General features: G+C 37.2%; 16 protein-coding genes. 14 read left to right on the top strand and 2 right to left on the bottom strand.

Going from position 1 to position 23,790, the window contains the following annotated elements; translation table 11 throughout:
- The first annotated feature begins 110 nt into the window (after positions 1–110).
- The 14 genes from DZB84_RS00120 to DZB84_RS00185 all read left to right on the top strand — a co-directional run bounded on the left by DZB84_RS00120 (position 111) and on the right by DZB84_RS00185 (position 18,374).
- Positions 111–536 (top strand): RND transporter, encoded by a 426-nt coding sequence (locus tag DZB84_RS00120; RefSeq protein ID WP_116350224.1) that lies wholly within the window; start codon positions 111–113, stop codon positions 534–536.
- Between the two features lie 329 nt (positions 537–865).
- Positions 866–1,183 carry a hypothetical protein gene (locus tag DZB84_RS00125; RefSeq protein ID WP_116350225.1) on the top strand — a complete coding sequence of 106 codons (318 nt, stop codon included), beginning with the start codon at positions 866–868 and terminating at the stop codon, positions 1,181–1,183.
- 47 nt (positions 1,184–1,230) lie between these two features.
- The gene (locus DZB84_RS00130) at positions 1,231–1,695 is read left to right on the top strand and encodes a spore coat protein (protein ID WP_116350226.1); all 465 of its coding nucleotides are present in this window, start codon (positions 1,231–1,233) and stop codon (positions 1,693–1,695) included.
- Between the two features lie 604 nt (positions 1,696–2,299).
- The gene (locus DZB84_RS00135; protein ID WP_116350227.1) at positions 2,300–2,575 is read left to right on the top strand and encodes a histidine kinase; all 276 of its coding nucleotides are present in this window, start codon (positions 2,300–2,302) and stop codon (positions 2,573–2,575) included.
- 89 nt (positions 2,576–2,664) lie between these two features.
- A complete protein-coding gene (locus DZB84_RS00140) occupies positions 2,665–3,204 on the top strand; it encodes a DUF1572 domain-containing protein (protein ID WP_116350228.1) in 540 nt (179 codons plus the stop codon).
- Between the two features lie 177 nt (positions 3,205–3,381).
- On the top strand, positions 3,382–4,083 hold the full coding sequence (gene vanR, locus DZB84_RS00145) for a vancomycin resistance response regulator transcription factor, VanR-F/VanR-M family (RefSeq protein WP_116350229.1): 702 nt from the start codon (positions 3,382–3,384) through the stop codon (positions 4,081–4,083).
- Positions 4,076–5,182 (top strand): sensor histidine kinase, encoded by a 1,107-nt coding sequence (locus DZB84_RS00150; protein WP_116350230.1) that lies wholly within the window; start codon positions 4,076–4,078, stop codon positions 5,180–5,182. The genes vanR and DZB84_RS00150 overlap by 8 nt, the downstream gene beginning before the upstream one ends.
- A gap of 94 nt (positions 5,183–5,276) precedes the next feature.
- Positions 5,277–6,149, top strand: coding sequence for a VanY-A/VanY-F/VanY-M family D-Ala-D-Ala carboxypeptidase (gene vanY / locus DZB84_RS00155; RefSeq protein ID WP_116350231.1), 873 nt, complete (start codon positions 5,277–5,279; stop codon positions 6,147–6,149).
- Between the two features lie 562 nt (positions 6,150–6,711).
- On the top strand, positions 6,712–7,947 hold the full coding sequence (locus DZB84_RS00160; protein WP_116350232.1) for an MFS transporter: 1,236 nt from the start codon (positions 6,712–6,714) through the stop codon (positions 7,945–7,947).
- A gap of 226 nt (positions 7,948–8,173) precedes the next feature.
- On the top strand, positions 8,174–9,547 hold the full coding sequence (locus DZB84_RS00165; protein WP_116350233.1) for a hypothetical protein: 1,374 nt from the start codon (positions 8,174–8,176) through the stop codon (positions 9,545–9,547).
- Between the two features lie 322 nt (positions 9,548–9,869).
- Positions 9,870–13,262 carry a phosphodiester glycosidase family protein gene (locus tag DZB84_RS00170; RefSeq protein ID WP_116350234.1) on the top strand — a complete coding sequence of 1,131 codons (3,393 nt, stop codon included), beginning with the start codon at positions 9,870–9,872 and terminating at the stop codon, positions 13,260–13,262.
- A 177-nt stretch (positions 13,263–13,439) separates the two neighbouring features.
- Positions 13,440–13,817, top strand: a complete 378-nt coding sequence (locus DZB84_RS00175; RefSeq protein WP_116350837.1) for an SET domain-containing protein — start codon at positions 13,440–13,442, stop codon at positions 13,815–13,817.
- Positions 13,818–13,912: 95 nt separating this feature from the next.
- Positions 13,913–14,122, top strand: coding sequence for a hypothetical protein (locus tag DZB84_RS00180; RefSeq protein WP_116350235.1), 210 nt, complete (start codon positions 13,913–13,915; stop codon positions 14,120–14,122).
- Positions 14,123–14,483: 361 nt separating this feature from the next.
- Entirely contained in the window at positions 14,484–18,374 is a 3,891-nt protein-coding gene (locus DZB84_RS00185) for a carbohydrate binding domain-containing protein (RefSeq protein WP_116350236.1), read from the top strand.
- Positions 18,375–18,437: 63 nt separating this feature from the next.
- Here DZB84_RS00185 and DZB84_RS00190 read toward each other — a convergent pair whose 3' ends face one another.
- The gene (locus DZB84_RS00190) at positions 18,438–21,485 is read right to left on the bottom strand and encodes an FIMAH domain-containing protein (protein ID WP_116350237.1); all 3,048 of its coding nucleotides are present in this window, start codon (positions 21,483–21,485) and stop codon (positions 18,438–18,440) included.
- A gap of 104 nt (positions 21,486–21,589) precedes the next feature.
- Entirely contained in the window at positions 21,590–23,569 is a 1,980-nt protein-coding gene (locus DZB84_RS00195) for a WD40 repeat domain-containing protein (protein ID WP_116350238.1), read from the bottom strand.
- Positions 23,570–23,790 lie beyond the last annotated feature (221 nt).

Consider the following 23,790-nt stretch of genomic DNA (forward strand, 5'->3'; position numbering starts at 1 on the left):
ATATCCCAGAAATATAAAAGTAAAAGAGAAAGGTACAGAATAATTTTGGGTGTGGATAATAAAGGAAATTAATATCCTTTTGTTGAATAAGAACGGGTAGGAGGGATCAAATGAACAAAAAAGAATACATAAAAGCTATAAACTGGACAATTTTCATACTTGCAATAGTTACGGCGATTATTACAGCTTACACCACTCTCTATGACCTTAACCATACACCTATAATGGGAGAAGATGCGCAGTCTCGTGCAGGATTCCGATGGGGATCGTTGCATATTATGATCTCGATTGCCATACTGATCATTTCAGCTTTATTAGCAAGAGGTTGGAAACGCCTCTTTCCATATAATGTTCCGATTGCGATTATTCTGGTTGGTTTTTGTTATGTATTATTTTTTCTTACATTCACGATTGGATGGGTCGGGGCGGTAGGCATGCTAGGTTTCTTTATCGCTCTCCTAGTAGGTGTGGCTTTAATGATTTCGTATTCTGTGGCTAATCTTATTGAACGGCGAAAGACTGTAAATAAAAGTTAAGTAAGCTTGCTCTGTAAAAGAATAATGCATTTTACACAACAACCACTTTTTACGAATGGTGCGATAGTCCGAGAAGGATTATCGCTTATTTTCATTTAGAGCAATTACGTAAGAACAGCTTAAGGCTTACTTTTAGTGAATTTACCCCGTTCAAATAGCAAAAGACATTTCACTTAACCCTAATTTTTAGTGAATGTTAAATGTCATTCATTATGTCTGTACAAATACCTAATTAGGATAAATATAAGGAAATTCCACGTATGACTTATACACTAAACGTGACATTTACATATAGTAGCATTGTGTAATTGATTAAAGGAGGGTTGAGAATGGGGGTAAATCCAAAAGACTTACAAGATTCGCAGCAAAAACTCACAAACATGCTTGTTAAAAATATTTTAAATAAACATGGCGTTCAATTAAGTACACCTAATCTTTCAAGGAATCAAAAACAAGAACTTCGAAATACAATTCGAAAATTACAAGAGCAAACTCAACAATTTTTGAATAACACACAAACAACTTTAACAGAAAATGATGTAAATCCAGATACAGGAATGGTTGAAGATACAAATACAAATAGACCAAAAGTTTATAAATCAGTTGTAACAAACAAATCAACAGGTCAAAATCGTAAATTGAAATAACTTAATAACCTTTCAAATTAATTAAAAAATCAAGGAGGAAAATGATTATGAACCAAGAAACTTATCGTTTCAACACTGCAGATCAAAATAAATGGTCTGCATTGGATCCAAGTTCTGAACACCCATGCAATATTAACAATGAAGAAATCGTTCAAGAGGCGACTCAGGCTGCAGATAATTTACAGTTTAATGAGGAATTAATTTTTATTAAAGATTCATGTGACGTTACTGTAACAACTACAGATACAAAGGCGGCATTAAATTTACAGGCTGCTTTACAAGCTGCAATTGCTGTAGTTGTAAGTATTTCAATTGCTGATAGCTCACAAGCTCAGAGAGTGACTCAGGAATTACTACAAGCATCTAGAAACAGACAGATTTCTCGCCAAAAGACTGTCATCGAAAACTCAAGAAATGTTAATGTTACAACAACTGACACACAAGTTGCTGTGAACGTCCAACTTTTACTTCAAGTTTTACTTGCGTTATTAGTTGAAGTTAATATCCTTTAATCACTCTCCTTCTACTATTCTATGATAATGAGTCAAACCATGACATTAATATTAGCCACTTTTTTTGAAGAAATTTTTCGAGATGGATAAACGGATTAGCGAGTTCAAAAGAGATACTAAGAATATCTTTTAGAGGTGTAAATAGGAAACTCATTTGCACCTCTATTCCGTTTTATAACTATGTTTATAAGCACATTTACGGTTATTAACATACAAATTAGCGCCCTTGTAAAGGTGAACTTCCTTTTTAGAAAAAATGTTCGAACGAGTAGATTACTTACATAATATGTTGTGTTAATATTTAGAAAAAGGGATAGGGCGGTGTGGATATTAACAATGATGAAAAGAATATTGTTTCTAATCACCGCTATCGTATTTTTTTTCATATATCTAGAAATATATAAATTTATTTTTACCTATTTCTTACCTCACGATGAGGTAACGGGCTTATTTACTCTACTAATCGGTTTCCTTCTTTTGGCTGTTTTATCAATCATTTCGACCCAGAAAACCTTTGAGATTATTCGACGAAGTAAACGAAGGTAATACCAAAATTTGAGGGTTACTTACATATTTATTTTTAATTGAGAGTGTGGCTGATTTGATGAAAAAATATCTTGGATACATTTCATTGGTTTTGATTGTGATTTTTGTATTATTAGCATTTATTTTTCCTCATGTATTGGATCGTTTACCTGAATCTTTAGACCTGTTGTTATTATTAGGTCTTTTGCTAGGTTCATTCATTACTGCACTATTTAGTGTGAAAGGACGATTAAAAACAATTGCTTTATCCATTTCAACTCTTGGTATGTTCGGATTAGTTATCTTATTTATTATTGTTATAAGTATGATGTTGTTTGGAAACTTTGGGACATAACTTGAATAACCTGGAAATTTTTTTGTGGGTGGGTCCAAGTTTGTAAAATATATAAAGGAAACTGTTTTTTAAATCTGGAGGGGATGACCGTGAATCTTGGAAGCGAATATTTGAGAATTGTCATTGAAAGATTTAAAGATGTAAAAACCCTTGGAGAGAAGACAATGACTCAGTTATCGGAAGAGGAAATCCATTGGGCCTATAATAACGAGTCCAATAGTGTTGCAATCATAGTAAAGCATTTAAGCGGTAATATGGTTTCTAGATGGACTGACTTTTTAACATCAGACGGGGAAAAACCATATAGAAAGCGTGATGGGGAATTTTTAGATGATATATCCTCGAAATCAGAGTTAATAACTGTCTGGGATAAAGGGTGGGAAGTCTTAATTAATACACTAACTAATTTAAGTGAACAAGATTTATTAAAACATATTTATATTCGTGGAGAGCGTCATTTGGTTATAGAGGCCATTGAAAGGCAAGTGGCCCATTACGCTTATCATGTCGGTCAGATTGTTTATATTGGTAAGCAAATAAAAGATGGTTCTTGGGAGAGCCTCAGCATCCCAAAAGGAGAATCCGAAGAATACTTAAAGGAAATGCTTAACAAACACAAAAATCATTAGTCTAAAAGTAAAAAGCTACTCAAAGCGAATTGAAAAATAAGACCATCATTTGATGGTTTTTTTTAGGAACTTTTTTTGGATTTATCCGTATTAACATATGTTTAACAATATGACCTTTAAAATAGATAAATAGAAAATGGAAATTAGATTATGTTCATTTTACATAGGAGTGGGAAGATGAAAGATATTTCGGTATTAGTTGCGGATGATGAGAAGGAAATTGCGGATTTGGTAGCGATCCATTTAGAAAAAGAAGGATACAAATGTTTTAGAGTATCAGATGGGGAAGAGGCTGTTCGTGTTGTGGAGAATCAACCAATCGATTTACTTATTTTAGATATTATGATGCCAAAAATGGATGGATTTGAAGTAACCCGTCGCATTCGCGAAAAACATAATATGCCAATCATTTTTCTAAGTGCGAAAGCATCAGACTTTGATAAAGTACAGGGACTAGTCATTGGAGCAGATGATTATATGACGAAACCATTCACCCCAATCGAATTGGTTGCTCGTGTAAATGCTCAGCTCAGGCGATTCATGAAGCTTAATCAGTATAAACCAAATACAAATCATACTACCAGTGTGGAATATGGTGGATTAGTTATTTCTCCTGATCAACGCACAGTTACTTTATATGATAAAAGCATTGAGCTTACACCGAAAGAGTTTGATATTTTGTACTTACTTGCGAGCCATCCAAAGAAAGTATTTAGTGTGGAACATATTTTTCAACGTGTATGGGGCGAAGCGTATTATGAAGGTGGGAATACCGTTATGGTTCATATCCGTACACTTAGGAAAAAACTTGAAGAAGATAAACGGAAGGACAAATGGATTAAGACAGTATGGGGAGTAGGGTATTCATTCAATGGCTAAAATGGTGTTCAATTTTCGTTCTAAGATGCTAATGTTATTAGGTTTAAGTATGTTACTTTCTGGTCTTATCACGTATATACTCTTTAAAGTTCTGCAATATTATTATCATACGAATGTCCAATATGGTGAACCTTTGGCTCAGTATCGATTAGCTATAGCTAAATTCGGAGACTTTACTCTCTTTTTTATTATCTTTATTTTGCTTTCATTCGTTTTTTTCTTTTTCCTTACTAAGCCTTATTCTACTTATTTTAATGAGATTTCAAACGGGATTCACTTCCTTGCCCGAGGAGATTTTAACCACAAGGTACATATCCGTTCAAATGATGAATTTGGGGACATTGCACGTGATATTAATTTGGCAAGTGAAAAATTACAAGAAGCAATTCAAAGAGGAGATTTTTCAGAAAGCAGTAAGGATCAATTGGTCGTAAATTTAGCTCATGACTTGCGCACTCCACTTACCTCTATTTTAGGATATTTGGACTTGCTCCTTAAGGATGAAGGCTTGACTAAAGAACAATTCAGGCATTTTTTATCGATTGCTTTTACGAAATCTCAACGTTTAGAAAGGTTAATTGAAGAGTTATTCGAAATTACAAGAATGAATTATGGAATGCTTCCAGTCCACAAAAAGAAAATAAATGTAGCGGACCTACTTCATCAATTAAACGAAGAATTGTATCCTGTCTTCGAAAAGAATCATTTAAAGGCTCGGATGAATTGTACGTCTCAGTTACTGATTTTGGGTGATGGGGATTTGCTTGCACGTGTGTTTGAAAATCTTTTGACTAATGCCATTCGTTATGGATATGATGGCCAGTACGTTGATGTTAACGGTTTTATAGATGAAGATGAAGTGGTTGTTCAAGTTGTGAATTATGGAGACAGTATCCCAGCTGATGATTTGCCACATATCTTTGATATGTTCTATACCGGAGACAAAGCACGAACTCATCGAGAAGATAGCACTGGTCTTGGTTTGTTCATTGCAAAGAATATTGTGGAACAGCATAATGGATTGATTACAGCAAAAAGCAGTTTAATCCAGACCATCTTTGAAGTTCGAATACCAATGGAAAATGAACCTATTCAATAAACATTTAAGAAAAATTTAAGATTTACCCTACTCTTTTTTTTAACAGTTTTACTTATTCTTTTAGTGTAAAGGAGAATAAGGAGGAAGTTGTAGAATGAAGAAGTGGGGTTTTTTATTTGTCTTATTATTGTGCTTGAGTTTACTATACATAAAGTTTGATCGGTATTCTGAACCAAAAGTGGTTATACAACATGTTAACCAACAAGATGATAGAGTGAATTCCGTAAACATCCAACGTATAGGGATTAAAGAAGACCAAATCTATCAAGGGAATTTGCTATTGGTCAACAATGATTATCCGGTTCAACATGAGAGTATAAAGTCCGATGTCATCAATCTATATACACAGAATGAATTTTTGGAAGGATACGAATTATTAAATGGCGACATCGATTTGTCAAAGGAAATCGCACGTAAATTTTCAGACATGGTTCTTGCTGCAGAAAATGAAGGTGTGAGTAATTTTGTCATTACTAGTGGGTTTCGAGATTTTGATGAACAAAACGCACTTTATCAAAATAAGGGTTCTGCCTATGCTTTACCCGCCGGCCACAGCGAACATAATCTAGGTTTATCATTGGATATAGGATCTACTCAAATGATGATGGCTGAAGCACCTGAAGGAAAGTGGATCGAAAAAAATGCATGGAAATACGGGTTCATTCTACGATATCCTGAGAATAAGATGGACATTACCGGAATTCAATATGAACCGTGGCATATCCGCTATGTTGGTTTACCACATAGTGCGATTATGAAGGAAAAAAATTTTGTTTTAGAAGAATATTTATCATACCTAAAAGAAGAAAAACAGATTTCAGCAAGTCTAAATGGGGAAACTTATACAATTTCATATTATCCTATTTCTAAAAGTACGACGATTAACGTACCGGAAAATCGATACCTTGAGATTTCGGGTAACAATATAGATGGTGTGATTGTGACTGTTTTCGATCGAAAATTGTAACTCAAATCGTGACAAATCATAATAGCATCAGAGTTGGTGTGGAACGAATCTGAATGAGGTTCGGCATCCCAAATGTTTAGACTGCAAACAATTAGACTGATGTTTGCAGTCTCTTTTTATATCTGGTTTTATAGAAGCTGATTCTCATGCAATGACACTTTCTTTCTACATTACCTTCAAATGTATATTCATCATTTAATGGATGATAATTTTAAAAAAAGAGCAAATTCCAATATATATGCACCAAAAATAATAAAAGAACTTAACATCCGTAAAACTTTGTGAATTTATTTTTTTCCACTTAATCATGAAACTCTACTTTACCAAATAATGTATAAAGTAACTATTCAATGGAATGAACGAATACACAAGACCGCATCTGATATGAGACCTGCTCTGAATAGGAACGAATTGAGGGGGGACATGATGTATTTTGAAAAGATGAAACTTAGGTCAACGTTTCCTTTGAAAGTGAGATTTTGTAAGATCGAAACGGCGATTCTAACGAAAGTTGATGGACTATGTTTAAAGGCTATGGCGGTTCCATATACTGCTACATTATATGAATAAGACGGATTCTGTCGAATTCGGAAAACCGCATACCAATAAGCTTTTATTCATTTCTCTAGCCATGCTTGGCTCGATGACAACTTGGTTTTCAATGACAGCTGTGTTACCAACTTTAACTGATTTGTGGGATTTAAGCAGCAGTGAGATCAGCTATATTATAATTATGGTCAATTTTGGATTTATTGTTGGTTCAATGGTTTCGGCATTTATGAACCTGCCGGATCGCATTCAACCTCATATTTTATGCTTTTGGTCTGCCATGCTAGCGGGAATCTCAACCATTCTAATTGCTATACTTGCAAAAAATTTGGTTGTTGCATTGATTTTCCGCTTTTTTACGGGTGTTGCCCTGTCTGGAGTATACGGACCAGGTTTGAAACTTGTTTCTACATGGTTTCAACTTAGGCGCGGTATGGCGATGGGGGTTGTTGTGGGCGCATTAACGATTGGTTCAGCCGGTCCCCATTTGTTCAAAGGATTTGGGATTTCCTCCTGGGAGCTAGTGGTAATGACTACGGGTGTGTGTTCTATTTTATCCGGAACCTTAATGCTTTTTGTGAAGGTTGGACCTTACCCTTTACCTGTAGGAACCTTTGATCCAAACGCAATCCCACGTGCTTTTAAAAATCAGAAGGTCAGGCTTGCAAACTTCGGATACTTTGGTCATATGTGGGAGCTTTATGCAATGTGGTCGTGGTTTGGCTTATTTTTAACAGCGAGCTTTCGAACAAGTGGGATGAATGATTCTTCATCTGCCGCATCGCTCGTCACATTTATTGTGATAGGCTCTGGATTACTAGGTGCTTGGTTTGGTGGAGTTTTCGCCGATCGTATTGGGCGGGAACAAGTGACACTTTGGTCCCTAGGGATTTCCGGAACGATTGCACTTTTCATTGGATTCTTCTTTGGGAGTTCACCATGGATTGTATCTATATTCGGAGTAATCTGGGGAGTAAGTATTATTGCAGATTCAGCCCAGTTTTCTGCCTTACTAACAGAGCATACAGACCAGCGTTATGTAGGGTCAACATTAACCATTCAGTTGGCTATCGGCTATGTACTTACAATTATTGTGATTTTTCTCGTGCCATTTGTTGAATCAATCATTGGCTGGAAATTTACATTCTTAATCCTTTTACCTGGACCCATTCTGGGATTTATATCGATGTTTCGATTACATCGGTTAAAAAAGAATGAAAAAATGGATAGCATTTATGAAGTAAAATGAGATGATAAGGAAGCATAGATTTATAATTTGATAGCGTTTACAAAAAACGCGATTAAGGGATGTTTTTTATGTTATTGAAAAGGGAATAGTGCCAACTAATAAATAGTAGGGAGTTGTAAGTACAGCCTCTGACATCCACAAGGACAATGGGTGAGAAAACTTGTAGTTTTTTCCTGCTATGCTATAATTTGATTGTTTGATTTATACATCTTTGTAGGAGGAAGAAATGAAACAACACCCATTGGTCCGCTATCTTTATTTATTTTATGCATCCGTATTTTTGCTCCATACGATTAATGTTTTTTTAGATAGCGAGACAATCAATTACATACTCGGAGTTCTTGCGATTTTCATGCTGATTGTGTCATTTCCTTTGGCATCGGGGCTTTTTAAGATCCTAGGAGGAACATTTTTGGCAATAGGAGGATATTTATTTATTACGAGTGGTCATTCGTTGCATGTCATTCCTAGTTTACTAACTTCAAATCTATCATTATTAACGCTTTTAGCAATGCTACCTTGGATGAATAGTATTGTAAAAAGTGGAAGATTTGACCGGAATTTGAATCTGCTTATGAAAGTGAATGTATCTGATCTTGGTAAATTATATCCACGGAGTTCATTAACGACGCATATTCTTGCTGCTTTTCTTAATCTATCAGCTGCCACGATCTCACAAGATGTACTCAAAAGCACCTTGGCCTCTTTTAGTAAAGAGATTCGTAATTCTTTTATTACAACAGCATCCCTAAGAGGTTATTCATTGGCATTGCTGTGGAGCCCGTTGGAGATTATGGTCGCTGTCTCAATATTTGCTACAGGTGTTGATTATGTCACTCTCTTACCATGGCTCATTTTGATGGCAGTTGCTGCCTATCTATTAGATTCAGTTTTTGGACGCATTTATTATAGAAAGTACAAATTTGAAGAATCTAATCTGAATAGGCAATTAATAATCGATAAAAAAGTAATAAGTAAAAAAATGATGCAGTTCATCATTGCACTCATCTTATTCTTAACACTGGTTATTATGATTGGAAATCTGTTTGATTTAAGCTTTATTTTAACCGTTACCATTCTTATTTTCCCATTTGCCTTTATATGGTCGCTATTAATGAAAAGACGAAGGAGCTTTTGGACTATTGGTTGGAATAATTGGAAAGAAAAGACCAATACGATGCAGAATTTTATCGTATTATTTATCTCACTTTCTTTATTTTCTACTAGTTTAGGAGATACAGCATTTTTGGAAGCGATTCAAAAACCACTTTCCTATGTTTCTGAATATCCAATGGTCATTTTATTCCTAATTCAAGTTATTTTTGTTTTACTAAGTATGTTCGGTATCCATCCAATCGCCACGGTTGGAATTTTAACCGGAATCATTACTCCATTATTAGACGTAATGAATCCTGTTAGTATTGCTCTCGTGTTAATCACAGGATCAGTTGCAACCTTCACAGTAGGAACGTATGGGTTACTCGTGACATTAACAGCGATGGGCACAGGACAAAGCCCTTATCGTATAACCGTTCAAAATATGCCCTTTGCAATAGGTATGTGGGTAATTGGGACATTAGTAGCGTATTTTTTATTGTAAAAACAAAAGCTTTCAATTTAGTTTCTAAAGACCTGAATCTAAAAAATATTCAGGTCTTTTTTACTGTTTTTTAAATGACTCCCTTCAAATCAATAGAATCATTTTAATTGATTCCTATAACCTTAGACCTGTTTTTTAAAAGAAAACCCTTCCATTTGTAAATAAATTCCCTACTTTCTTCCTGATAAAACTTAATAATACATCAATAACCGCTTAATAATCTGTAGTTATTCTATTAAGAGATTCTTGATATAATGAAAACATACTTCAAGAATATTCCGTATATTATAAAATTTTATTTTAGTAGAGGGGAGATTAACGAATGAATGTAAAATGGTGGCGAAATGTAATAATGGCCTCAGCGATTACGGTACCATTAGCACCAACTGTCCATGCTGAAAATCAACCATCAGATGTCGCCCAAGCTCGGTCAACCTCATCAGACAGAACTGAACCCGTTATTTTTGTTGGTCCAGCTGGCAAAACGCTTGTTTCAAATCAATCGACAACACCGATTGGACCAGGGGTAGAACTTACTAGTTTTGAACGATTTGATGCTCGAGGGTGGTTAAATGGTGAAATTATGACCATAAACCTTGGAAATGACAGTAATTCAACAGACTTACTTTTTCCAGGCAGTGTTTCATCAGCTAAACCGTTGTCTGTAATGGCAAAAGAAGCAGGTGCAATCGCGGGTGTAAATGGAGACTTTTTCGATATTAACAATACGAAGGCTCCTTTAGGCACTGTCGTTAGTGAAGGGAAACTTGTAAAGGGTCCTCAAGGTGGACACACATTAATAGCTAGTGTAGATAAAAACGGTCTTGGTCATATTTCTACCATTCTATTAGATGGAAAGGTTAATCTACCAAACGGAGAAGTTAAACTCGATGCCCTCAATCAATACGGAATTTCAAAGGATGGTATCGGTCTATACACATCTGTCTGGGGAACTGCTGAGCGTTCTCAAGCTGGAAGTCCGTTGTATGAGGTACTCGTTGTGGATGGAAAAGTTGCCTCCGTATCAGCAGGGGCTGGAAGTGGCGCAATTTCTGAAAATGCTTTCGTACTTGTTGGACGGGAAAAAGGAGCAGAGGTGTTAAAGGCATTATCCGTTGGTGATGAAGTAACTGTGGAATACGCTCCAAAGTCTGACATCGATGTTTCCTTTGCAGTTGGTGGAAATATCAAGCTTGTTGAAAATGGAGAAGTCATTTCAAACCTAGACGATACGACATCCGCTCCTCGAACTGCAGTTGGTTTTTCAGAAGATCGAAAAACCATGATTCTTGCAGCAATTGATGGACGTCAAACAGATAGTCGTGGGATGACCTTCAAAGAATTAGCGGAATTGATGAAGGAACATGGCGCACATTATTCCTTAAACCTTGATGGTGGAGGTTCCACTACCATGGTTGCTCGAAAAACTGGCACAGATGAAGTGAAGGCTGTGAATCAGCCATCAGATGGCTTTGAACGTTCTGTGCCGAATGGAATAGGAATTTTTGCAAAGGCTGGAAGCGGAGAATTAAAGAGTTTTTCAGTTGATACGGTATTTGATTCAGACAAGAGCAAACGTGTATTTCCAGGGTTCACAAGAACTTTAATTGGTTTAGGTCATGATGAAAATTATTCTCCGGTTTCAGTTGGTGAAGTGAAATGGCAGGCACTACCAGCAGATGTTGGAGCATTTGAGGAAGATGGAGTGTTCCGCGCGAAAAAGACTGGAAAGGCGATTGCGCAGGCCCAAGTGAAATCTTCAAAGGGTTCCATGGAGATTTCAGTTCTAGGTGAATTAAATCGAATAGAAGCCTCGGACGCACGATTAAGTCTTGAAATGGGACAACAATCTCGTTTTTCGGTTACTGGCTTTGACAAAGACGGGTACAGCGCACCAATCGAAGCTAGAGATGTGAGCTTAGATTATGATGAAACGGTCATATCCATCATGGAAAATGTGGATGGTAGCTTTACTGTAGTACCTAAAAAAGATGGCGATTCTGCGCTAATCACAATTACAGCAAAAGATGAGGTTGCATATCTTCCAGTAACAATTGGTCTTGCAACAAAGAACGTTGATGATTTTGAAGATATAGCTGGTTGGTCATTTACAAAATATCCAAGTGAAGTTGGAGGTAGTATGAGGCATGTCGATGGTAGGAATGGAAAAGGGATCGAGTTAGCATATGATTTTTCAACATCAACGGCTACCCGTGCAGCTTATTTACAAGCATCACCAACGATTGAGTTACCTGGTGATGTACAGAAAATCGGCCTCTGGGTAAAAGGGGATGGAAACGGTGCTTGGCTTCGTACTGTTATAGAGGATGCCGGAAACACAAGATATACACTAACACTAGCGGATCAGGTGAATTGGACAGGATGGAAGTATGTTGAAGCAACAGTACCTGAAGGCGTACGATATCCAGTAAAGCTTTGGAGAATCTATCCAGTTGAAACAAACAAAAACGAACAATACACAGGTCAACTGGTGTTTGATGATGTTACTGTTAAAGTTCCGACTTCAATTGATGTTCCTGATCAACCGAAAAATCCAGATCCACTTATTATCCAAAATGGGGAGATAGAAAAAGGTCGTTGGAGATTTGCAGTACTAGCAGACAGCCAGTTTGTAGCTAAGTCTCCAAATAGTTCACAAGTACAGATGGCTAGAGAATCTTTAAGGCAAATCGTAGCTGCTAATCCAGAGTTCCTTGTCATCAATGGGGACCTAGTAGATACAGCATGGGAAGAAGACTTTGAACTCGCCGAGCAAATTTTGCAGGAAGAAATAGGAGATAAACTACCAATCTATTACATTCCAGGAAACCACGAAATCATGGGACCAGGTACATTAGATAACTTCCTAGAAGTCTATGAAAATAATCGTTATACATTTGACCATAAAGGTACAAGATTTATTTTACTAGATTCTTCGACAGGAAGTTTCCGGACAAGCGATTTCCAACAGCTACTTGATCTTAAAAAGGCGTTAACAGAAGCTGCAACGGATCCAAATGTGAAAAACGTAGTTGTAATGGCACATCATCCAACACGTGATCCACTGCCAACCAAAAATAGTCAGCTTAGTGACCGTAAAGAATCCAATCTTCTTGAACAATTTTTAACGGAATTCCGTCAAACGTCAGGAGGAAAAGGTGCGCTCTTTATCGGTGGACATGCTCATACTGTAAGTGTAGAACGTGTTGAAGGTGTTCCGTACATGGTGGTTGGTCCTTCTGGAAAGGCGCCATACGGTTCATCTGATGCAGGTGGTTTTTATGAATGGACGATGTTTGGTGTAGATCCAACTCCAGTACCTGCTCAGGCTAAAGGGCCTGAACAATCAAATGGAAAAAGTGCAGTTTCCGGTACAGATTGGATTCAAGCAGAAGTAAATCCATTATTGTTGGACATTACCCTTCAAACACCAGAAAGTGTAAAAGTGGGAGAGACCATTAAGATTGAGGCAACTGGTCACCAAAAAGATAATCTTAACTTCCCGCTACGCTATCCTGCAACCGTACAATGGGAAGGTAGTGACAATGTCTTGATTGGAAGTGGAGAAGAGCTTTCCCGAGCAGAAACCTCTGGTAAATATACGGCAATCTTCAATTATGAAACAGGAGAATTAAAAGCCCTGAAAGTAGGCGAAATAACTCTAAAGGTTGAAGCAAACGGAATGACAAAAGAACAAACTGTTATAATTGAATAACTGGGACAAAGGGATAGGTACAGCGTCCCAGATTTTGTACGATCCTAAAAAAGAGGTTGCATTTTTTGCAGCCTCTTTTCACTTTTGTGGATGCCTCCAAACTTATTAGGTTTTTATTTTAAGGGATTAGTGGTAAAGTTAGAAAGAAAATCAAAAAAATTGGGTAGGTATAACAACATGATCGAAATAAAAACATCTTCACTAAGTGATGGCGAATTTAATAGAGGGGTATTTGCTACAGTTGATATCAAAAAAGGGCAACTAATCCATGAAGCACCAGTGATTTCATACCCTAATGACCAACATCAGCACATTGAGAAAACATTACTCGCTGATTATGCATTTGAATATGGGATTAATCATACGGCAATCCTTCTTGGTTATGGAATGTTATTTAACCATTCCTATGAACCCAACAGCATTTATGAAATCAACTTCAAAAATCACACATTTGACTTCTATGCGTACACAGACATAAAAGCAGGAGACGAAATCCTAATTAACTACAATGGCGATGTGGATAATAAAGATGAACTCTGGTTCAACAAGGAGTAGATAGATAACAACTTGTATTACAAATTTTTAGTTTAAATGAAACGGACACCAACGAAAAATGCTTACGAGTAGCAAAAGTCTGGAGGTGACAAAGAATGAATAAACGATGGACAATTGGCAAAATTAAAGAATTTGTTGAGAACAATTCGGATAGTAAATTGCTTACGACGGAATTTCATGGTTTTTCACAAAAGTTACTATTTAAATGCGCATGTGGTAGTAATTTTGAAAAAACATTTACGAAATTTAAAAATAATAACCAACGTAAATGTGATGTGTGTCAACCTCCGAAACCGTCTCGTTAAATTGTAGGGAATAAAGAGCACTACCTCATACTAATTAATACAAAAAAGGTTTTCTGCTAACGCGCAGGAAATCTTTTTTAATTCGGTGAAGAAACACTATACACTTTTTGAGCATTTTCTACTAATTGGCACTAGTAATCTATCATTTTCTTCCTGTTCTCACTTAAAGTCCAATTTACGACAGAGTATCGTAAGAAAGACCTATATGTATGATGAATATAGTTAAGTAGAATCAAAATAAGGAAGGGTTATTAGAATGTTAGTTTTTGATAGTAACGAAAGGTATGTAAACGCTTCCTGAAAATGAGAAAGGAGGTTAAATAAAGTTTCACATCTAAACAATTTAAGGGAGGTTTGTTGTTTGAGCAATAGAAAGATGAAAAAAACAATCATGCTCACATTTTGTTTTACTCTTTTATTCAGTTTAATCGCTCCTTATATTAGTTCTGGAACAATCATGGTTTCTGCAGAAACAGGACCAAGCGTGGTACGAAATGGAGGTTTTGAAGAAGTTGTGATCCCTGGGTGGAGTCTAGTTACGAACAACCCTTCAACAAGTATCGCTATCAGTAATGATCGTGCGAATACCGGTACACATAGCTTGCATTTTATAGATTCAAATTCAAATAATCCAGGCGGGAACTTGCAAGTGACAAGTGAGAAAATAGCCGTTAATCCTGGCGAGTCCTATACTGCAAAAGCGCATGTGAATGTTGTTAAACAATCCCATAGTATTGGATACGAGGTTCATTATTTTAATACTGAAAATCAAAAGGTTGGAAGTGCAACGTTCATAAATTTTCAATCAACAGTTTTAGGAACGAATCAATGGACTGAAATCAAGGTGCCTTTTACCGTTCCAGAAGGTGCTACCCAAGTTGAGCTTCGATTCAATTCAGGTCATCCATCTAATACTGAAGCGTACTTTGATGATGTTAAAATTGTGAAGGATTCTGATTCAACAGAAATTTTACCAGTAAACGAATCATTTGAAGAAGAAGTTGTATTTCCTGGATGGAGCCGCGTAACAAATAACCCGTCCACGAGTTTTGCATTTAGTTCAGAGAAAGCACATACAGGAAATAAGAGTTTATATTTTAAAGATGAAAATAACAACAATCCAGGTGGTAATTTACAGGTAACAAGTGATAAGATTCCTGTTACCACAGGAGGGTCATATATTGCGAAAGCATATGTGAATGTTGTCAGTCAATCCCATAGTATTGGTTATGAGGTTCACTTTTTTAACGATGAAGGACAAAAGGTTGACAATGCTACTTTTATTAACTTTAGTGCTGCTGTTTTAGGAACTGATAAGTGGACTGAAATTGAAGTCCCATTTGACGTTCCAGAAGGTGCGACACAGGTTGAACTACGTTTCAATTCAGGTCATCCTTCAATCACGGAAGCCTATTTTGATGATGTAACGCTTGAAAATCTCTCCACTGAAGAACCTCCAGTTGACGATATACATACAGATGTTGTTAATCCTGGCTTTGAAGAAGCAGTCGTTGATGGAAACATTCCTGGGTGGACATCAGAATTTGAAGGTCCTGGTATTCAAGTAAGTACAGAGAGAGCTCGGTCAGGAGTGCAAAGTGTACATTTACATGATACTACTGATAAAGCAGGTGTGAGTGTTTTGAGTGATAAAATAGCAGTTGAAGCCGGTGCATCCTATTTATTGACTGTCTATTCAAACGTTGTAAGTCAGTCGCATAACGTTGTGACCGAAATCCGTTATTTTGATGCAAATAATAAGAGCATAACTCAGCATCGGGAATTGAATGGTAACTTACCAAAAAATGAATGGAAAGATTTAAAAGTTTTTAGTGTAGCCCCGGATAATGCAGCATACGCAAGACTCGCTTTCTATTCTGGCGGGATTAGTTTTACAGAGGTTTATTTTGACGATGTTTCCTTTGAAAAAGTGACGGAAGATGGCCAATTTGATCGTGAATATGGAGCACCTATTAATCTAGGTGAGATGGTTCATGTTCAATTAGGACAAGCAGGCGCAATTCAGGAAAATAGTTTAGGTGAAAATGAAGTATATTATCATTCTAATGGTGCCCCTGGAACGTTTTCTGTCCTAGATGCCGAGACAGGGGAACTCAAGTTTTCTAAAGTGATTGACAATACAGAAGCTGTGTGGGCAATTACGATTGGCCCAGATAAAAATGTGTATTTTGCTAGTACTTCTGATGGAAAACTATACCGATATGTACCAGAATTAAAAGAAGTCCAAGAATTAGGAGCCAATCCTTCTGCAGCTTGGGTATGGGATTTAGAAGCGACAGAGGATGGTAAAATTTATGGTGCTACCTATCCAGGTGCAGGTGTATTTGAATATGACATTAATACAGGTGAATTTAAAGATTTTGGTAGTGTCACAGATCAAGATTATGCACGTGGACTAGCTGTAGATGGGGATTATATCTACGTAGGAATTGGCACAATGAAGCATCTGTATAAAATCAATCGACATACAGGTGAGAAAGAGGAGCTTATTCTTGAAGGGCATTCAGGTGAGAACGGATTCATTCAGGATGTTTGGGTTGTGAATGGGAAACTTCTTGTAGCCGTTTCAACCATTAATATGATTGTCGTTGACCCTGAGACGATGGAAGTAGAGGGTTCGTTCCAATTTAGTAATATGATTTCTGAACCGGACCCTTCAGAGCCTAACATGATTTACTATAAAAATGGCACACAATTATACAAATATGACCTAAATACAAATGTAGAAACGTTGATTGAAGGACTTCCAATTCTACCAGATACTCCTCGAGTTAAGGATATGGCATGGATTACGTTATCTACTGGGGATACAGTCTTGGCGTTTGTTACACAATATGGTGAATACATGTTATACAATCCAAAAACAAATGAACTGAACTTTGTCGCATTAGATCTTGCAGCAACAGCTGTAGCCATCCAGTCTCTTGATACGGGTCCAGATGGAAAACTATATATGGGCGGATATCAACGTGGTATGAGTGTGTATAATCCTTTCACTGACGAGATTGAAGTAAATATTTCCTCGTTTGCTCAACCAGAGGGAATCGGATTTTTGAATGACAAAGTTTATTTTGGTACCTATGTGGGTGCCATTATGTACAGCTATGACCCTAATCAGCCAGTGGATCTAAATAGTAATCCACATCTTGAATACGACATTAAAGATGAACAAGATCGTCCTTTTGTGATTACATCAGGTGATAACAAACTATTTGTTGGAACAGTCCCTGATTATGGTGTATTAGGTGGGGCTTTAGCCATCTATGATGAGGATACAGGTGAATGGTTCCAACAACGAAATGTTGTTCAGGATCAAAGTATTATTAGTTTAGCTTATCATGACGGTAAGTTATTTGGAGGTACTTCAGTATGGGGTGGTTTAGGAATTAACCCAAAAGCAACGGAAGCGAAGATTTTTGTATGGGATGTTGAAAAAGGTGAGAAAATTGCAGAATTCACACCTGAGATACCGGGAATAGACGTTACACCTCGTATGATTGGTGACTTATCATTTGGTCCTGATGGATACCTATGGGGTGCTGTTGAAGGAACTATTTTTAAAATGGATCCAGAAACCTATGAAGTTGTTGACAGCAAAGTGATTCGACCAAGTTTATATAATAGTAGTAAATGGTACCCATATCAACTGGAGTGGGGACCAGACGGGATGCTATATACAACCTTGTCTCGTAAACTAATTGCGATTGACCCTGAAACATTAGATTACAAAGTTCTTGTCGAAGATTTTATGAACAGTATGACTGTAGGCATTGATGGAAGCATCTATTATGCGTTAGGCAGTGAGCTACATAAAATTGCTGTTCCTGAAACGGATGCAACCTTAAAATCCATCACGATTGATGGGGAGGAGCTTGAAGGTTTTCAATCTGGTACTACTATTTATACGTTAAATGGTGAACAAACTGAAAATATCGTGGCAGAGGCTACTCAAGTGGGGGCAACTGTAGAAATCGTGCATTTAACTGATAAAGCAGAAATTATTGTGACCGGTAAAGATGGAAAATCAACTCTATTGTATACAATCGTTTGGACGGATGAACCATCCGAACCCGAAGAGCCGGGTAAGCCAGGAAAACCGGATAAACCGGGAAAACCCGATAAACCAGGAAAACCCGATAAACCAGGAAAACCGGATAAACCAGGAAAACCCGATAAACCAGGAAAGCCGATTAACCCAGGCAAACCAGACAAGTCAGGTAAACAAGAGTAATCATCACAATATGGACTAATCAAAAATGGTCTTCTGCTGACGCAGAGGACCATTTTTTTGCTATTATTTTTTGATTGCTTCCTCAATAGAAGCAACGTTATTGAGTAATGTAATTTTGATTTCGCCCTCAATGTTACTATTGTTTAGATGCTTTCGGAAATCCTCAAGATGTTTTAGTGCTTGATCTTTCTTCCCTTTTTGGTAATGCTGTTCAGATTGTGCTAATCGGTTGCTTAGTTGTTGTGCCACTGAATGTGGAATACTTTCTGCTTTTTCGAGCTCGTTGATTTGCTTTGTTAATGTTTCACTTGTAACATCAACAGTTACGACAAGCGTATTTGTTTTGATTTCTTCCCCATTATATGCGACGGTTGCATAAATCTCTGTTGTTCCTGCATTTTTCCCGAGAATTTTAACACCCTCAATGGTAGCAACATCAGGATTTGAGTTGATCCACTCTATTTGAGCTCCTGCTAAATTGATTGTATTTCCATTTACGAGTGTAACGGTTAAATCAATGTTTTGCTCCGTACCTTGTAGCATTGATTCACTTTCGACAGTTACTGTTCCATTTTCAAGTGGAACAGGTAGTTGATACAAGTTATGGTCAAATGAATAGTAAATATTTCCTTCCTTATCTACATCCATCAAATTGACATTACCATTAACCAACTGTTTACTTTTCATTGTTTCTGGATCGATAACAGTTAGTGTACGAGCAGCTGTTGTGTATAGGAAACCTTGGTTATCCCAGCGAATGAAAAATGGTCGCCATTGGCTTCCTCGGTTTACACCTTTATAAAGTTGCGTACTTTTTACAATTTCACGATTATCTGGATTCATCGCGAAGATAACTGTGTTATAAGCGCCAGCCTTATCTAGTCCCCATGCAACACCCCAGACGTTTCCATCAGGTCCAACGGACAGTTCGCCGATCATTTCAGGTTTTTCTAAACCTGTCACTTTGAGGTCGAATACTTCATGTTGACCCGTTGCCACATCATATTCGAACATTTTCGCTTTGGGTTCAGTTGGGTCAATGCCAAGACCGCCCGATATCGTGGAGCCACCAAATACTGTTCCGTTAAGATAAGCTAATCCGATGATACTTTGATTTTTAATGATATTCCGAATGGTTTTCCACTTATTCGTTTTCGAGTCATAAATCGTAAGTGCTCCACCTAATCTTCCATAATCAGAAATGGTTCCCACAAAGAGCTTGTTATCACCAGATGTAAACGTAAAAGGTCTACTTTGATCATCCTCGATGTCTTGTACTAACTCGGGATTTTCGCCGTTTTTACCACCAGAGAAGGTAAAAGGGCGGTTTGGATCATATTTGTAAATTTTAGCTCCACCATATGTTCCAAGATAGACATCACCATTTAGAAACCCAATTCCTTCAATTTGGTGAGGATCCCGTTCTTGTAGGATGTATTTATCAATCGCCGTATCAAAGACTCCAAAAGAACCTTGATACCCACCCATATAAATCTTTTCATCTTCACCAATTTCTAAGCTTTGCATTAACAAACCTTGCATATCCACTTCTGGGTAACTGACCTTTACAGTATGTGTAGTAGGGTCAAAAATTGAGTATTCGATCTGATGATGTAAAATAGCCAACACATCTTTACCGCTTTCATCCTTTATCCAACGCATCGCTTTTGCAGGAGTAGCAGGCAGCTGTACCGTTGGTTCTACCTTAGCTGTCTTATGTGTAGTCATATCGTAGGTCCATAATTGTTGTGTATTTTTATTAATGTAGTAAAGAATATTTTCATCATATGGAGCAGGGGATGAAATGAGCCCATCAAAAGTATGCTCATCCTGCCAATCCATGGTATTCACTTCTTCACCCGTTGACTTGTCAATCGTTACTAATGAAGTTCCATATGCAACAAAAATAAAATTACCATATTCCCAAATATTCGATATAGATGTGGATGTACCTGTAATTGGTAGATTAATCTCAGTTCTTTCACCCGTTGCAAGATCCATCTTCATTAAATAAGCGGTTGTACCCATTCCGACATATAGACTATCTTCCGTAATTCCAAGTCCGCGTGCATATTGTTGACCTTCATAAAAAGTTCCTAAATCTGTAAATTGAGCAGATTCAATATCATATTCGAATACTTTCGCATTTGGATAGGTTGCTCCGTATATTTTTCCATCGTGAGAAGCTTCTAACTGCCAAACCCAATTGTCTGAAGGATTCTTCCCGAGTTGCTCTAAACGTTTTTCCTTCACTACATATCTGTATAAAATTCCATTATAGGTTCCAGCAAAATACACATTTCCATCCGCACCTACAACCATTGCCCAAACGACATCACTTCCTGGGAGGTTTTCAGAGAATATTTTTTCACCCGTTTTAGCATCAGCTGCATAAAACGTTGCAGGTGAACCATTCGTAGCATAGTAGAGTTCACCATCTCCAATCGCTACTCCTTGAGATTTTGCAGCCAACGCGGCTGGACCGTGATTAATAGGTTTACCATATTTAATAGGGAAGTCTAAAATATTTGATTCTTTCTCAAAAAATCTAACATCATCATAATACCCTTTCATAGTGGATGTAGATGATTGATAGATAAAGATTTTAACTCCTTTTGCACCAGTGGGGGCAGTTGCTTCAATATCTACGGATTGCCATTTATTGAACTCAGAAACATCAAAATACTTTGCAGAGTTTGATATAATAGTACCGTTTTCATCGGTCCAGCGAAGCCAAATCCCTGGTTTTCCAGTTAATTCTTCAACATACAGATTGGCTGTTAATTTATATTGATTACCTTCCGTGATACCAATTTCTTGGCTGAATAAGCCAACTACTCCGTTATTATCGATAGCTAGACTTTGGTTTCCAGTATTTACAACTTTATTCGAAATACTCATTCCGGTCTTAAAGCCTCCCGTCCAATACACCCATGATGGCAAATCTGCCTCGGATGTAGGTTTTGCTTCAAAATCCCCGTTCTCGACACTTAATTCTTTCCAATTATCTTCAGCAGCTACGGAACTCGTTTGTTGAACATAGGGAAGAGTGGAGAAGACGAGTATTGTGGCCAGTAAAACGATAGAAAAAAGTCTCATTTTTTCTTTCAATTCCTATTCCTCCTGGATTCGTCATTATTTCTGACAGGTAAAACGAATTTTACCTGTCAGATTTGATAAGAGGTGATAGCAGAGAAATGTATCTCGCTATTAATCTATCTTTCGTATTGATATAGCTTGGTACCTCTAGCAAAATAGATATTGCCATCTGGATCCATTGCAAATAGTTTGGTATCTTCTGCTAACACTTCATGTTCCAATGTATCCGGGTTGATTTTCACTATATCTCCTCGAACTTGACCATATAAATAACCATCATCAAATTGTAAAAAACCTTCCCGCCATAAATGACTAATTGAGTCCCAATTCACTTGATACAGTTCCTTTGTCTCAACAACCTGATTTGTTGTTGTGTCGAATTTAAATAAGATGCCAGAAGTCAGCCCCCAAAGGTTTCCATCATCATCAAAGGTTAGGGCTGATATGGCTTTTTCACCGGGAACTGGAATGGTTTCAAATTGCTTTTCACCTGTATGCATATTATAGACAAACAATTTCGCTTCATTTTCTGTAGGAGTAATACCTAGTCCACCCCAAACAGAAGTCCCACCATATAGAAGCCCGTCCTTATAAGCTAATGAAATTACACTTTGATTTTCAACAATATTCCGATGGAAGGTATAATCATTTGTAGATGGATTAAATATCGTTAATGCACCACCAAGCTGTCCATAATCAGGAACTGTTCCAATTGCCAATAGATCACCAGCTGATTCTAAAGCGAAGGGGCGATCCTGTCCCTCTGATTTTATGCTGAAATGTTCAACTGGATTAATACCCATTTCATAGCTTTCGGTAGGATTGTAGGAATATAAGAACCCACCTGGATAAATTCCCATATATAATCTATTTTGATGGGTAATCATTCCTTCGATTTGTCCTAGCCCTTTATTCTCCGTTACTTGACCCGTTGTAAAATCATATTCAGCAAGCCCACCAGACAAATATCCCCCAACAAAAATATTACCGTTAGGTCCTTGAGTAAGGGATTGGATACTAACTGGTTGACCACTCAATTGACCTTGTAAAATTTGTTGATTTCCCGTGATTGGATTGTAGTGACGAATTTTACCATCCCAAGCAATTGAAACCAGTGTCTTACCTGGAAACTTACTATTTTCAAATTTTGCCCAACCGAAATCTCTAGCAGAAAATAGGTTGTTGAAACCAGTCGGTGTTAGTTTTAATGAGTTTAAATCGTAGGAATACAACTCTTCATTTTTGATAAAATAAACCAAATTACCAGGACCCGGTTCGGAAACATCAAGTCCATTTGCACCATCAATTTCATCGATGATTTTCATTGTTTTCAAATCGAAAACGAGTATTGTATTACTAGAACCGGTTGCCCGAGCAAACATCGTATTGCGAATTACGTCAATATCATAGATATAGGTCTGTTTCGCATACTTTTCAGGTAGTGTAATCTCTACTTTATCACCAGTATGTATATCTACTTCGACAAGGTTTGCTCCTTGAGTTCCAAGCCCTACATAAAGTTTGTCTTTATAAATATCAAGACCCCTGGCGTATTGTTGTCCTTCTTTGACTTGGCCATAATCACGAAATTTCTTAGTTGAGGGATCGTATTGAAAGACTTTGCCGCTTGGAAAGGTTCCGCCATAAATACGACCATCCTCATCTGACTTAATGCGCCAAATAAAAGATTCACCTGGTATTGGATTTCCTAGATTCTCTACATGATTAGCACCTGGAACATACTTAAACAATGAGGCACTAGAGTACGTTCCGATATAAACATTTCCCATGGGATCAACTGTGACACCCCATGCACCACTTGCTCCATCAAGCGGAAAACTCGCAACGCGTTCTCCAGTTTGGGCATCTAGTACATTAAACACAGCAGGGGAGCTATTAGCGACCGCGTATACCCAATCTTCACCATTTGGACCTTTTCCATAATCAGCAGCGGGAACGGAAACGGAATTAAGCACCGTGCCAATCTCACGAATATTGTTATCTGCCGCAGATGTATGATGGCTACCAAATACACTTGAAAATAATGAGAAGACTAGAACTGAAATGACATAATAAGATAAAGTTTTGCTTTTCATTGCTTACCTTCCTTTCACGTTTTTAGGTAGGGTAGAGAGACTTGAAGTTGAACGTTGTGGTACGAACACTATTTTGAAACCGCATACAAAATACTTCCAAACACCTCCATTTTTATCTACTCACTTTAATTAAGTGAGCGACAAAGACTATTAAAAATTTTCTGATTTCAATTAAAGGATAATGAAAGAATTTAGTCTTTAAAATGACGATAAAGAATTTA

Origin of the sequence: Bacillus sp. HNG (assembly GCF_003400205.1) — a bacterium.
In the GTDB taxonomy this organism is placed as follows: domain Bacteria; phylum Bacillota; class Bacilli; order Bacillales; family Bacillaceae_L; genus Ferdinandcohnia.